11 protein-coding genes are annotated in these 12,326 nt (G+C 64.7%); 4 read left to right on the top strand and 7 right to left on the bottom strand.

Translation table 11 applies throughout. The features are described 5' to 3' along the window. Positions 1-25 precede the first annotated feature (25 nt). Positions 26-358: an ATP-dependent Clp protease adapter ClpS gene (clpS, locus tag ACYCVF_RS30375; RefSeq protein WP_028135886.1), complete on the top strand. Its 333-nt coding sequence runs from the start codon at positions 26-28 to the stop codon at positions 356-358. 287 nt (positions 359-645) lie between these two features. Beyond that, positions 646-3,054 carry an ATP-dependent Clp protease ATP-binding subunit ClpA gene (clpA, locus tag ACYCVF_RS30370; protein WP_459595205.1) on the top strand — a complete coding sequence of 803 codons (2,409 nt, stop codon included), beginning with the start codon at positions 646-648 and terminating at the stop codon, positions 3,052-3,054. A gap of 78 nt (positions 3,055-3,132) precedes the next feature. Here clpA and ACYCVF_RS30365 read toward each other — a convergent pair whose 3' ends face one another. From ACYCVF_RS30365 to ACYCVF_RS30340, 6 genes are all read right to left on the bottom strand, one after another. Next, positions 3,133-3,582 carry a PEGA domain-containing protein gene (locus ACYCVF_RS30365; protein ID WP_459595206.1) on the bottom strand — a complete coding sequence of 150 codons (450 nt, stop codon included), beginning with the start codon at positions 3,580-3,582 and terminating at the stop codon, positions 3,133-3,135. A 126-nt stretch (positions 3,583-3,708) separates the two neighbouring features. Next, positions 3,709-5,130: an MFS transporter gene (locus tag ACYCVF_RS30360; protein WP_459606456.1), complete on the bottom strand. Its 1,422-nt coding sequence runs from the start codon at positions 5,128-5,130 to the stop codon at positions 3,709-3,711. 90 nt (positions 5,131-5,220) lie between these two features. Next, the gene (locus tag ACYCVF_RS30355) at positions 5,221-5,559 is read right to left on the bottom strand and encodes a c-type cytochrome (protein ID WP_459595208.1); all 339 of its coding nucleotides are present in this window, start codon (positions 5,557-5,559) and stop codon (positions 5,221-5,223) included. 78 nt (positions 5,560-5,637) lie between these two features. Further along, positions 5,638-6,663: an aldo/keto reductase gene (locus ACYCVF_RS30350; RefSeq protein ID WP_459595209.1), complete on the bottom strand. Its 1,026-nt coding sequence runs from the start codon at positions 6,661-6,663 to the stop codon at positions 5,638-5,640. 169 nt (positions 6,664-6,832) lie between these two features. After that, on the bottom strand, positions 6,833-8,227 hold the full coding sequence (locus tag ACYCVF_RS30345; RefSeq protein ID WP_459595210.1) for a methyl-accepting chemotaxis protein: 1,395 nt from the start codon (positions 8,225-8,227) through the stop codon (positions 6,833-6,835). Positions 8,228-8,419: 192 nt separating this feature from the next. Then, positions 8,420-9,376 carry an AraC-like ligand-binding domain-containing protein gene (locus ACYCVF_RS30340; RefSeq protein WP_459595211.1) on the bottom strand — a complete coding sequence of 319 codons (957 nt, stop codon included), beginning with the start codon at positions 9,374-9,376 and terminating at the stop codon, positions 8,420-8,422. Between the two features lie 194 nt (positions 9,377-9,570). On the opposite strand from ACYCVF_RS30340, the gene ACYCVF_RS30335 reads away from it, so the two are divergent. Next, entirely contained in the window at positions 9,571-10,587 is a 1,017-nt protein-coding gene (locus ACYCVF_RS30335; RefSeq protein WP_459595212.1) for a carbon-nitrogen hydrolase family protein, read from the top strand. A gap of 21 nt (positions 10,588-10,608) precedes the next feature. After that, positions 10,609-11,640 (top strand): phenylacetaldoxime dehydratase family protein, encoded by a 1,032-nt coding sequence (locus ACYCVF_RS30330; RefSeq protein WP_459595213.1) that lies wholly within the window; start codon positions 10,609-10,611, stop codon positions 11,638-11,640. On the opposite strand, the gene ACYCVF_RS30325 is transcribed toward ACYCVF_RS30330, so the two are convergent. After that, complete coding sequence (locus ACYCVF_RS30325; RefSeq protein ID WP_459595214.1) at positions 11,637-12,275, bottom strand: HAD family hydrolase; 639 nt, start codon at positions 12,273-12,275, stop codon at positions 11,637-11,639. The two genes, ACYCVF_RS30330 and ACYCVF_RS30325, sit on opposite strands and share 4 nt — an antisense overlap. Between the last annotated feature and the right edge of the window lie 51 nt (positions 12,276-12,326).

The raw sequence follows: 12,326 nt of genomic DNA, 5'->3' as shown, positions 1-12,326 counted from the left end.
GCCAGCCGTCGCCGACGCTCCTCGCATGAGCAATGACGAGAACCGTTCGGGCAGCCCCTCGGGTCCGAACACGTCGGTCATCACCAAGGTCAAGCCCAAGACCAAGCGGCCGAACCTGTACCGCGTGCTGATCCTGAACGACGACTACACGCCGATGGAGTTCGTCGTTCACGTGCTGGAGAAGTTCTTCAACAAGGACGTCGAAGCTGCGACAAAGATCATGCTGCACGTCCATCATCATGGCATTGGGGAGTGCGGCGTCTTCACCTACGAGATCGCCGAGACCAAGGTGACGCAGGTGATGGATTTCGCCCGCAAGCACCAGCATCCGCTGCAATGCGTGATGGAGAAGAAGTAAGCACCTGGCGGCACGTTTGATGCCGGCTCTTGTGTCAGCCACTGTGATTGCCGCCTGACGGTTGCGCGCGATTTCCGTTGCACCCCGGCAAAACTACGGAATTCTGCGCCAGGGTAGATCCCGCCCAAATCGGAACGGGTTTTGCATCGAGAAATGCCGCAGGTGTGTCGCCGCCGAGTCGCGGAACCGGTCTTTCGCCGCGGTCTTGTATAACTATATGTGACAAAGGTTGTTGTTGCCTGACCGGGCGAGGACGATCATGATGGTGGGGGCCATAGAGGACGCGAATGCCGACTTTTTCTCAAAGCCTTGAACAATCCCTGCATCGTGCACTGGCGATCGCAAACGAGCGTCATCACCAATACGCGACGCTCGAGCATCTTCTGCTCTCTTTGATCGACGACTCCGATGCAGCCGCCGTCATGCGCGCCTGTAGCGTCGATCTCGACAAGCTCCGCACGAGCCTCGTCAACTATCTTGAGACCGAATTCGAGAATCTGGTGACGGATGGCGCCGACGACGCCAAGCCGACCGCCGGCTTCCAGCGCGTGATCCAGCGCGCGGTGATCCATGTGCAGTCGTCCGGCCGCGAAGAGGTGACCGGCGCCAACGTGCTGATCGCGATCTTCGCCGAGCGCGAGAGCCACGCCGCATACTTCCTGCAGGAGCAGGACATGACGCGCTATGATGCCGTCAACTACATCAGCCACGGCATCGCCAAGCGGCCGGGCGTCTCCGAGGCACGGCCCGTGCGCGGCGTCGACGAGGAGACCGAGACAAAGGGCAACGAGGATCCCAAGAAGAAGGGCGAGGCGCTCGAGACCTATTGCGTCAACCTCAACAAGAAGGCGCGCGACGGCAAGATCGATCCGGTGATCGGACGCAATTCCGAGATCAACAGGGCGATCCAGGTGCTGTGCCGCCGGCAGAAGAACAACCCGCTGTTCGTGGGCGAAGCCGGCGTCGGCAAGACCGCGATCGCGGAGGGCCTTGCCAAGCGCATCGTCGACAGCGAAGTGCCGGAGGTTCTGGCGGCTGCGACCGTGTTCTCGCTCGACATGGGTACGCTGCTCGCCGGCACGCGCTATCGAGGCGATTTCGAAGAGCGCCTCAAGCAGGTGCTCAAGGAGCTCGAGGCGCATCCCAACGCCATCCTGTTCATCGACGAGATCCACACCGTGATCGGTGCGGGCGCGACGTCGGGCGGGGCCATGGATGCCTCGAACCTGCTCAAGCCGGCGCTGGCCTCAGGCACGATTCGCTGCATGGGCTCGACCACCTACAAGGAATATCGCCAGCACTTCGAGAAGGACCGCGCGCTGGTGCGGCGCTTCCAGAAGATCGACATCAACGAGCCGACCGTCGAGGACGCCATCGCGATTCTCAAGGGGCTCAAGCCGTATTTCGAGGACTACCACCGGCTGAAGTACACCAACGAGGCGATCGAGGCAGCGGTGCAGCTCTCCTCGCGCTACATCCACGACCGCAAGCTGCCGGACAAGGCGATCGACGTGATCGACGAGTCCGGTGCCGCGCAGATGCTGGTGGCGGAGAACAAGCGCAAGAAGACCATTGGCATCAAGGAGATCGAGACCACGATCGCCTCAATGGCGCGGATCCCGCCCAAGAGCGTGTCGAAGGACGATGCCGAGGTGCTCAAGCATCTCGAGCAGACCCTGAAGCGCACCGTGTTCGGTCAGGACAAGGCGATCGAGTCGCTGGCCGCTTCGATCAAGCTCGCACGCGCGGGCCTGCGCGAGCCGGAGAAGCCGATCGGCTGCTACCTGTTCTCGGGTCCGACCGGCGTCGGCAAGACCGAGGTCGCCAAGCAGCTCGCGGCGACGCTCGGCGTCGAGCTGCTGCGCTTCGACATGTCCGAGTACATGGAGCGGCACACCGTGTCGCGCCTGATCGGCGCCCCTCCAGGCTATGTCGGCTTCGACCAGGGCGGCCTGCTGACAGACGGCGTCGACCAGCATCCGCATTGCGTGGTGCTGCTGGACGAAATCGAGAAGGCCCATCCTGATCTCTACAACGTGCTGCTCCAGATCATGGACCACGGCCGGCTCACCGACCACAACGGCAAGCAGGTCAACTTCCGCAACGTGATCCTGATCATGACCACGAATGCGGGCGCGGCGGATCTCGCCAAGCAGGCGTTCGGCTTCACCCGTTCGAAGCGGGAAGGCGACGACCACGAGGCGATCAACCGGCAGTTCGCGCCGGAATTCCGCAACCGCCTCGATGCCATCGTCTCGTTCGGCCATCTCAGCGTCGAGGTGATCGGCACGGTCGTGGAGAAGTTCGTGCTTCAGCTCGAAGCGCAGCTCGGCGACCGCGACGTCACCATCGAGCTGTCCGAGCCGGCCAAGGCCTGGCTGGTTCAGCACGGCTACGATGAGCAGATGGGCGCACGTCCGATGGCCCGTGTGATCCAGGAGCACATCAAGAAGCCGCTGGCCGACGAAGTGCTGTTCGGCAAGCTCAAGGGCGGTGGCCACGTTCGCGTCGTGCTCGTCAAGGACGAGGCCGACGAGACCAAGGAAAAGATCGGCTTCGAGTTCCTCGACGGCCCGGTCACGCCGAAACAGGAGAAGCTCCCGGGCGCCCGTAAGCGTCCGCCGGGCAAGTCCAAGCCGGGCGGCCCCGGCGGCTCGAAGGGGCCGACTTCCAAGGGCCCGCTGGTCAAGGTTTGATTGCCGTTTGACGAATTGACTGGGCCGGCTGCGAAGCCGGCCTTTTCGTTGATATCGATGTCGGACCGCGGAGCGGCCTTAAGTTCCGGCCTCCGGCGCGCGCGGTGGGCGCGGCTTCTTCGGAGCACGTGGCGATGCGTGCGGCACCGACGGCTGCATCGTCACGATGACGGGGTTCGGCTTGTGGTCGGTTGCCGCGCCCGTCGCGGCATCGACGCCCATGCCGATAACGCCGCCCAGCAAAAGATTGCCTGCAAAGCCCGCGGCTCCGGAAGTCGGTATGTCCCGGCTGAGCGGCACGATCTGCGGTTCATAGCCTTCCTTCTGGAAGGTGATCGAGATGTCGGCATTCCGCTTGACGACCACAGAGCAAGGCGTCGTGCAGGTGGTCGGAACGTCCATTCCGCTGACCACGGCTTCCACGCCTGATGGTGTCGATGAAATGCTGATGTTCTCCGTCGTGCCGCGCGTCACAGACGCGCAGCCGCCCAGCACGACGCTGAGCGCCACAATTCCCAATGAACGCATGAATAGCCCCCTTGTCCCGGCGTCTATGATGCGCAACCGTAACGGGAGAGCAATACGTCATTGGTCCTGATAGTTAAGCCACGCACAGGTTGCATGGAAGCGGTCGGAAGCTCGGCGCGGACCTCGCTAGTCGCCTCTCAGGCGCTGGTCGTCCTGCACGCGAACGTGCTCGGCGCCGCGCGCGCCCGCCGGCGACAGCCGCAGCAGGCTCAGTAGTGCGCCGCAGAGCGCAAACCCGACGCCTGCGAGCAGCGCCAGCCTGGTCCCCTCAACCGGATACCGTCCAAGCAGCAGTGCCACGAGGGCGGCGCCGGTGGTCTGGCCGAGCAGGCGCGCCGTGCCCAGCATGCCGCTGGCGCCGCCGGCACGCTCGCGCGGGGCGGCTGCGATCATGGTGCGGTTGTTGGGCGTCTGGAACAGGCCGAAGCCGGCGCCGGCGAGCGCCATCCGCCAGATCACATCGAACGGTGTCGGGCTTGCGGGCAGGAAGGCGAGCGCGGCAAGCCCGCAGGCGAACAGCGTGAGCCCGATGCCGCCGAGCAGTCCGGCCGGATAGTGCTCGATGAGGCGGCCGGCGAGTGGCGCTGCGAAAGCCACCGCGATCGGCCAGGGTGTGATCAAGAGGCCCATCTCCACGGCCGAATAGCCGAAGCGGCTTTGGAAATAGAAGGGTATCGCCACGAAGGCCAGCATCTGCCCGCAGAACGATGCGATCGAGGTCGCAATCGACAGCGCGAACACGGGGATGCGCAACAGGTCCATCGGCAGCAGCGGCGAGCTCATGTGGGTTTCGCGATGGACCAGCAACGCGCCGGCAGCGAGCGCGACCGCGAACTGGATGAGGCATATGAGCGCTGGCTGACCGTGACCGACGCTGTCGATCGCGGCGATGCCGACACCGAAGGTGATCGCGGACAGGCCTGCGCTCTGCCAGTCGAAGGAACGGGCCGCGGGCTCCGTGTGAGGGAGGCTGCGCAAGCCCAGCACGAGCGTCGCCGCGCCGAGCGGCACGTTGATGGCGAACAGCCACGGCCAGCTCCCGACCGCGAGGATGCCTGCGGCCAGCGTCGGGCCGACTGCGGCCGAGAAGGCAACGACCAAAGCGTTGAGCCCGATGCCGCGGCCGAGTTGGTTGCGTGGATAGGTGAAGCGCACCAGCGCGGCGTTGACGCTCATGATGCCCGCCGCGCCAAAACCCTGGATGATGCGCGCGGCCGTCAGCAGCGGCAGCGTGTGCGCCAGCGCGCACAAGGCGGATGCTAGCGTGAACAGCGCCAGCCCGACCAGATAGACCCGGCGGTAGCCGACGATCTCGCCGAGCGAGGCCAGCGGCAGCAGCGAGATCGTGATCGCGAGCTGATATCCGTTGACGATCCAGATCGAGAAGGCCGGACTCGCATCGAGGTCGGCCGCGATCGTCGGCAGCGCGACATTGGCGATGGCGCTGTCGACCACCGCCATGATGATGCCGAGCGCAATGGTGAGCACCGCCTGGTTGCGCTGCGGCTGCGGCAGGCCGTCGGCGTGCTCACTTGTGGTCGATGACATCGTGAAGCGTGTTTGCTCGAGACGCGGTTGCTGGTCCGCAACCTGGTCCGACCCGGGATGGTTCCAGCCAAAGCCTGGGCGATTTCCGCCCTATTTCGGCTTCCGTGGTTCCTGAATCGCCTTGAGATAGCTTACTACGGCCTCGGCGTCGTCTCGGCCGAATCGAGCCGTTGGCATGGAGCGGTGGATGCTGCTGTAGCCGTCCTGGAGGCGCTGCATGAAGTCGGGGTCGTAGAGTTTGTTCTCGCCGAGGTTCCGGAAAGGCGGTGCCAGCTCGTTCCGGCTCTTGCCCGTCGTGCCGACGGCGTGGCATTGCGCGCACATCCGTTGCAGCAATGCTTCAGCGCGCCGCTGTTCGGCGTCCAGGGCTTGACCTGCTGTGCTCCAGAGAGCGCCGACGGCCAGCAGCGCTGGCGCGAACTTGTTCATCGCGCACTCCCGTCGGGCCCCGCAATGGCAGCAGGATGCCACGGCCGACGCAAGCGGGCTTGATGCAGCTCAAGTGTCCTACACCGCCGGCGGATTCCGCTCGGTGAAGGTCACGCGTTGGTGCCAATAGGGATAGGGCAGCGTCACCGTGCTCGCGGCATCGAGCTTTGCGACCTGGTCCTTGGTCAGCGACCAGCCGACCGCACCGAGGTTTTCGCGCAGCTGGGCCTCGTTGCGCGCGCCGATGATCAGCGTCGAGACCGTCGGACGCTGGAGCAGCCAGTTCAGCGCGATCTGCGAGACGCTCTTGCCTGTTTCCTTGGCGATCTCATCGATCGCATCGACGACGCGGTAGACATGCTCGTCCGGAACGGGCGGTCCGAACTCGGCCGTCTTGGGCAGTCGGCTGACTTCCGGCTTCGGCTGACCGCGGCGGATTTTTCCGGTGAGGCGCCCCCATCCGAGCGGCGACCAGACGACGGCACCTAGCCCCTGGTCGAGCCCCAGCGGCATCAGCTCCCATTCGTAGTCGCGCCCGATCAGCGAGTAGTAAGTCTGGTTGGCGACGTAGCGCGGAAAGCCGTGCTTGTCGGCGACGGCAAGCGACTTCATGAGGTGCCAGCCCGAGAAATTCGAGATGCCGACGTAGCGGATCTTGCCGGCGCGCACGAGCATATCGAGCGTGCCAAGCACCTCTTCAGGCGGCGTGAAGGCATCGAAGCCATGGAGCTGGAACAGGTCGATGTAATCGGTGCCGAGCCGGCTCAGCGAGCCGTCGATGGCCGCGAGCAAATGCTGCCGCGAAGAGCCGATGTCGTTGGGGCCGTCACCGAAGCGGAACGTCGCCTTGGTCGAGATCAGAACCTTGTCGCGGCGGCCCTTGATCGCTTCGCCGAGCACCCGCTCGGACTCGCCGAGAGAATAGACATTCGCGGTGTCGAACATCGACACGCCGGCTTCGAGGCAGATGTCCAGAAGGCGCCGCGCTTCGGTCGCGTCCGTCGCGCCCCAGGCGGCAAGGCGGCCGACGCCGCCGAAGGTGCCGGTGCCAAGGCTCAGAGCGGGCACCATGAGGCCTGACCGGCCCAAGCGTCGGTATTCCATCGATATGCTCCTTGGCGCTGGTTGGTGCGTGCGCTTCTGATGTCCGATGGTAGCGCAGGGATTCAGCCCGGACCATCGCGCGCGCACATGGCGGCCCTGCGTTCAGTCGACGCGTTACGCCGTTGTGATTTGCAGGCTTAAGGCCGTGATCGCCGTGCGCAGCCGGACCTCAGCGACTAAGGTCGTCAAGAAGCCTGAGCACGTCCGCGGACGCCTCTTCGACGAGCGCGATTTCCCTGAGAGCGCCGGCGAGGTCGCCGTCCGCGAAGAGCTTGGCAGCCCGTTTTCCGTGGTCGTGAACGAGGGCGTGCGGCTTTTCGAGCGGTCCGAACGCCCGATGACTGCGCATCGTCAGAGATCCATCGCCGTAGTACCATTTGCCCAATCGGCAGGAATGATGATCTGCGAGTTCGTCGGCTTTCAGCGTCACGCGGCCGATCGCCATGTCTGCGAGGCGCTTCTTCCAAATGACGTGGTCCGCCTTGGCGAGCCGCGGAATCTTGTTGTCGAAGGACAGGCCGGCAATGTCCTGAAGTTGCCTGCCAGCGATCCCCTGGGAGACGTCGAGCTGAGAGGAGATGCTTTTGATCTGATCGACGTTCGCCAGCGTCATACGCGCAATCGCCGCGATGCCTTCGGCCACTTCGCGGGAGGCCTCGGTTTGCTGATTGAGGATATTGGCGATCTCGTCCATGCCGTCCGTCAGGGTGGCCGTCCGAGCTTCGACGCTGGACATCTCCTCGCCCAGCCGCGTAACGACGCCCTTGCTCTCGGCAGCCGCTGACTTGCAGCCGGCCATGGCGGTCACGATGAGTTCGATCTCATCTCTCAGGCGTTGTATCCGCTCGCGAATGTCCTCGGTCGCCTTGCCGGTCTGTTGCGACAGTCCCTTGACCTCCGAGGCGACCACGGCAAAGCCACGTCCAGCTTCGCCGGCGCGTGCGGCTTCGATCGTCGCGTTCAGCGCCAGAAGGTTGGTTTGCCTCGCGATCGCATCGATCGAGCCGACGATGGCGCCGATTTCTTCGGACGCCGCGCTGAGGGCCAGGATCTTGTCCGACGCGTCGTTCGCAGTCGCCTCGACCCGCTCCATCGCCCTCGAGGCGAGCCGGACGGTAGACATTCCCTGTTCGGCGCCGACCTTCATCTGGGCGGCGCTTGCAGCCGCATCCTCGGCATTGGATCGGATCTGGCCCACCGAAGCGACCATCTCTTCGCTGGCGGCGGCGAGGGCTTGCGTGCGTTGGTCGACCTCCCCGCAGGCGGTGAGCATCCGGGCTGCGGAAATCGCGGTTTCATTGCTCTGGACGTTGAGATCCACGATGGCGTCGAGCTTGTTCGAGGCATCGCCGGCCAATCTCGCCGCGAGCTTCGAGACGGCCTTGGACAGGCGATCGTCTCCGCCGCAGTCGGGTGCGAGGAAATTGCCTTCGGTCAAAGCCTCGATGTATGTCGCCAGAGCCTCGTCGCGGGGTTGCAACGCCGTCAGCTGGTCCGGCGCGGCATTGGATACCTTCAGTGCGGCGATCGAGCGCTTGCGGTTGGCACTGGCGAAAAGGGACATGCGGCATTCCGGCAAAGCTTTGTGGACGAACCTCTTCAATTTAGGCACCGAAACTGAACGGCTCGTAAGCTTTCCTATCGGAATTCTGCAAATGGAGGGCGCTCGGCCGCGTGATGTCCCGAGGTGCGAGGCGCGTTGCATCGCAGCATCCGCCTTCGTGCCAGAGGGCGCCAGGACGCTCCCACTGACCGATCAATGCCGCAACTGGCTCTGCCGGAAATCGCGTGGCGACATTCCGAAATGCTCGCGGAAGACGCGGCCGAAATGCGAGAGATCGTTGAAGCCCCAGGCAAAGGCGATCTCGCTGATATGGCGATGGGCGAGCACGGGCGAGGCGAGATCGCGCCGGCATCGGGCGAGGCGTTCGGCAAGAACATAGCGCTGGAACGAGGTGTCCTCGTCGGCGAGAAGGTCGTTGACGTAGCGCGCCGAGATGCCGAGCGCGGCCGCGGTCTCCGCCAGCGAGAGATCGGGGTCGGAGAGATGCGCGCGGATGTGCGCCTTTAATCGGTAGAGCAGGGCCGAGCGGTGGGTCGAGGACGGCAGCGATGTCTTGCCGAGCCGCTCGCTCAATGCCATGGCGAGCAGATCGACCGCCTGTTCCGACAGCGTGGCGGCGTTGTCCGGCGCCAGCCCGTCCGCGTTCTGGCAGAGGCGAAAGATGAAATCATAGACGAGCCGCTCGAGCGGTGCGTCGGCCCCGAACGTCGTCGCTGTCAGCGTCTCGGTGCCGCCGAGCCGGCGCTGCAACATCTGGCGCGGCACCTTGAAGATGGTCTGCGTGAAGGCTTCGTTGAACTCCAGCTCATAGGGCCGGGTGGTGTCATAGAGCGCGAACTCGCCGGGGTGGATCACGGTCTCGCGGCCGTCCTGCACCACGCCGCCGTCGCCGCGATTGCCGAGCGCGACCAGGACGAAATCCTGGTCCGAGCGCGCGATGCGCGAGGGGGTGCGAAACACGTGCTGGCGGTCCGAGCAGACCTCGGAGCATGCGGCCCTGCCGAGCGAAGCCTGCGTGACCGAGCCGCGAAACGCGCTGCCGAGATCGGACTTGCAGTCGAGTCCGACGAAGACGTCGCAGACGATGTCCTGCCAGAGGGCGAGCCGCCGATAGCCGGGGCTGCCGTCGGTGGTGAACTGGATTGGCATCTGAGAGCCTCCCTTCATCCAGCAAAACCGTACTTTGGCGCAGATCGAGCTTGACCGGAGGCAAATCCCATACCGGATCGGCCATCTCCGGCAGTCGAGTTTTTGTTCCGCCGTGGTCGAGCGCCCGGCCGCCCGGCTCGGCCAAATAGACTGCATCGGACGTGGTTTCCGATCAACCGGCAATGGAGGCGGGAATGGGCATCGAACATCCGAAATACAAGGTCGCGGTAGTGCAGGCGGCGCCGGCCTGGCTGGACCTCGACGCCTCGATCGACAAGTCGATCGCGCTGATCAGGGAGGCTGCGGAAAAGGGCGCCAAGCTGATCGCCTTTCCGGAGGCGTTCATCCCCGGCTATCCCTGGCACATCTGGATGGACTCGCCGGCCTGGGCCATCGGCCGCGGCTTCGTGCAGCGCTATTTCGACAATTCGCTGTCCTACGACAGCCCGCAGGCTGAAAGGCTGCGCGAGGCCGTCCGCAAGGCAAAGCTCACCGCCGTGCTCGGCCTGTCCGAGCGCGACGGCGGCAGCCTCTATCTCGCGCAATGGCTGATCGGCCCTGATGGCGAGACCATCGCAAAGCGCCGCAAGCTCCGGCCGACCCATGCCGAGCGTACCGTCTATGGCGAAGGCGACGGCAGCGATCTCGCCGTGCATGCGAGGCCTGACATTGGCCGTCTCGGCGCGCTGTGCTGCTGGGAGCACCTCCAGCCGCTGTCGAAATACGCAATGTATGCCCAGAACGAGCAGGTCCATGTCGCGGCCTGGCCGAGCTTCTCGCTCTATGATCCCTTCGCGCCGGCGCTAGGCGCCGAAGTCAACAACGCCGCCTCGCGGGTCTATGCGGTGGAGGGCTCCTGCTTCGTGCTGGCGCCTTGCGCGACGGTGTCGCAGGCAATGATCGACGAACTCTGCGATCGGCCGGACAAGCATGCGCTGCTGCATGCCGGCGGCGGCTTCGCCGCCATCTACGGCCCCGATGGCAGCCAGATCGGCGAGAAGCTGGCGCCGGACCAGGAGGGTTTGCTGATCGCCGAAATCGATCTCGGCGCCATCGGCGTTGCCAAGAACGCGGCAGATCCGGCCGGGCATTATTCGCGGCCCGACGTGACGCGGCTTCTGCTCAACAAGAAGCGGTACCAGCGCGTCGAGCAGTTCGCGCTGCCGGTCGACAGCGTCGAGCCCATGGAGATCGCAGCGGCGGCAAGCTGAACGCCGCAGGGAGGCATCGCCATGGAATCCGCAATTCCCGTTCATCTCGAAACTGCGCGCACGCGTCACAAGCGCGTGCCTGACGATTACCAGCCGCCATATCCGTCCTTCGTGGCGCGCTACAAGCCGGCCGTGAGCCGGGTCGTGATGGCCTATTTCGGCGTCCAGTATCGCGGTGAGACGCCGCCGGAGGCGCTGACGGAAATCACAGGGCTGCTGGCGGGCGAGGGCGGTCCTTCGCACTGGGACCGCGCGCATTATGTAGACCAGTCTGGCTATGAGACCATCGTCACGGTTGCCTATTGGGACGACCACGCGCGCTTCGATGCCTGGTTTGCGGCGGCGCGCGAGGCCTGGACCGGCAAAGCGCGTGAAGGTGTCGGCACCTTCATCGAGGTGCTGCGTCCTCTTGTAGCGCGGCACGAGACGCTATTCTCCTCGCCCGACCGGCCCGAGGGTATCGCCGTCATTGCGGACGGCATCAGCGGCGAGGTGCAGGAGCATGCTTATTGGGGCGGCATGCGCGACCGCATCGCGCTGTCGCAGATCGACGCGATGATGCCCGGCGGCGCGCCCGTGCTGATCCGCGACGGCGCGCGCCTTCGCGTGAAGGCGCATGACAATCTCCGCCTGATCCGCTCCGGGCAGGATTGGAGCGATACCGAGACGTCGGAACGAAAACTCTACCTCGACGACGTCGAGCCGATTCTGCGTGAAGGCATGGATTTCCTGCGCGACGATGGTCTCGCCATCGGCTGCTATGCCAACCGCTACATGCGCGTGCTCGCGGATGACGGCAGGGCGAGCGAAAAGTCCTACGGCCAGAGCTGGTGGAAGAGCCTCGCGGCACTCGAACGCTGGGCGGAGTCGCATCCGACCCACGTCAGGATCTTCGGTGCAGCGATGAAATATCTCTCGACGCTTGGACCCTCAGCCAGGCTGCGCCTGTATCACGAGGTCACTGTGGCCGCCGCCGACGAGCAGTTCTTTGAATATCTGAACTGCCATCCGAAGACCGGCATGCTGGCGGCGGTCGAGACCGTCAGCGCCTAAGCGGCACAGTGGCCGAGCAGCTCGGGATGTGCGGCGCAGATGTGATGCGCGCCGGCATCACGCAGCTCGTCCTCGCTGCCATAGCCATAGAGCACGCCGATGGCGGTCATGCCGTTGGTCCTGGCTCCGACCACGTCATGGCTGCGGTCGCCGATCATGACAGCGGTGTCCGGATCAACCCCGGCCTCGTCGAGCGCATAGCGGAGCAGGTCGCGCTTGTCGACGCGCGTGCCGTCGAGCTCGGAGCCGAACACGCGCTCGAAATACGGCTTCAGGCCGAAATGATCGACGATGCGGGTGGCATAGACGGCGGGCTTGCTGGTGGCGACGAACATGCGCGGTGATGTCGCGGCAAGTCTCGTCAGGGTGTCCATGATACCGGCATAGGCTTCGTTCTCGAACAAGCCGATGTCGCTGAAGCGCTCCCGATAGAGCAGCAGCGCGCGGTCTGCGAGTTCGTCGGTTCCGGTGAGCTTTTTCAGGCTGGCATGCAGCGGCGGCCCGATGCACCAGGTCAGCTCGTCCTCGCTCGGGACAGGCTGGTTGAGCCGCTCCAGCGCGTATTGGATGGATCGCGTGATCCCCGGCTTGGGATCGGTCAGCGTGCCGTCGAGATCAAAAAAGATTGTCACCATCCGGGCGGGCCTGCGTTGATACTGTCGCTTGTTGCTAGTTGGCTGGGGTTC

The organism is Bradyrhizobium cedriense (assembly GCF_054602315.1).
The sequence above is the reverse complement of the archived record's forward strand: the minus strand, read 5'-3'. Positions and strand labels throughout refer to the sequence as shown.

Excerpts from the sequence above, each read along its gene's own strand:
- ACYCVF_RS30365 (WP_459595206.1), bottom strand. The coding sequence starts at position 3,582 with ATGCGTTCATTGGGAATTGTGGCGCTCAGCGTCGTGCTGGGCGGCTGC.
- ACYCVF_RS30330 (WP_459595213.1), top strand. The coding sequence starts at position 10,609 with ATGGAATCCGCAATTCCCGTTCATCTCGAAACTGCGCGCACGCGTCAC.
- clpA (WP_459595205.1), top strand. The coding sequence starts at position 646 with ATGCCGACTTTTTCTCAAAGCCTTGAACAATCCCTGCATCGTGCACTG.
- ACYCVF_RS30335 (WP_459595212.1), top strand. The coding sequence starts at position 9,571 with ATGGGCATCGAACATCCGAAATACAAGGTCGCGGTAGTGCAGGCGGCG.
- clpS (WP_028135886.1), top strand. The coding sequence starts at position 26 with ATGAGCAATGACGAGAACCGTTCGGGCAGCCCCTCGGGTCCGAACACG.
- ACYCVF_RS30340 (WP_459595211.1), bottom strand. The coding sequence starts at position 9,376 with ATGCCAATCCAGTTCACCACCGACGGCAGCCCCGGCTATCGGCGGCTC.
- ACYCVF_RS30325 (WP_459595214.1), bottom strand. The coding sequence starts at position 12,275 with ATGGTGACAATCTTTTTTGATCTCGACGGCACGCTGACCGATCCCAAG.
- ACYCVF_RS30350 (WP_459595209.1), bottom strand. The coding sequence starts at position 6,663 with ATGGAATACCGACGCTTGGGCCGGTCAGGCCTCATGGTGCCCGCTCTG.
- ACYCVF_RS30345 (WP_459595210.1), bottom strand. The coding sequence starts at position 8,227 with ATGTCCCTTTTCGCCAGTGCCAACCGCAAGCGCTCGATCGCCGCACTG.
- ACYCVF_RS30360 (WP_459606456.1), bottom strand. The coding sequence starts at position 5,130 with ATGTCATCGACCACAAGTGAGCACGCCGACGGCCTGCCGCAGCCGCAG.
- ACYCVF_RS30355 (WP_459595208.1), bottom strand. The coding sequence starts at position 5,559 with ATGAACAAGTTCGCGCCAGCGCTGCTGGCCGTCGGCGCTCTCTGGAGC.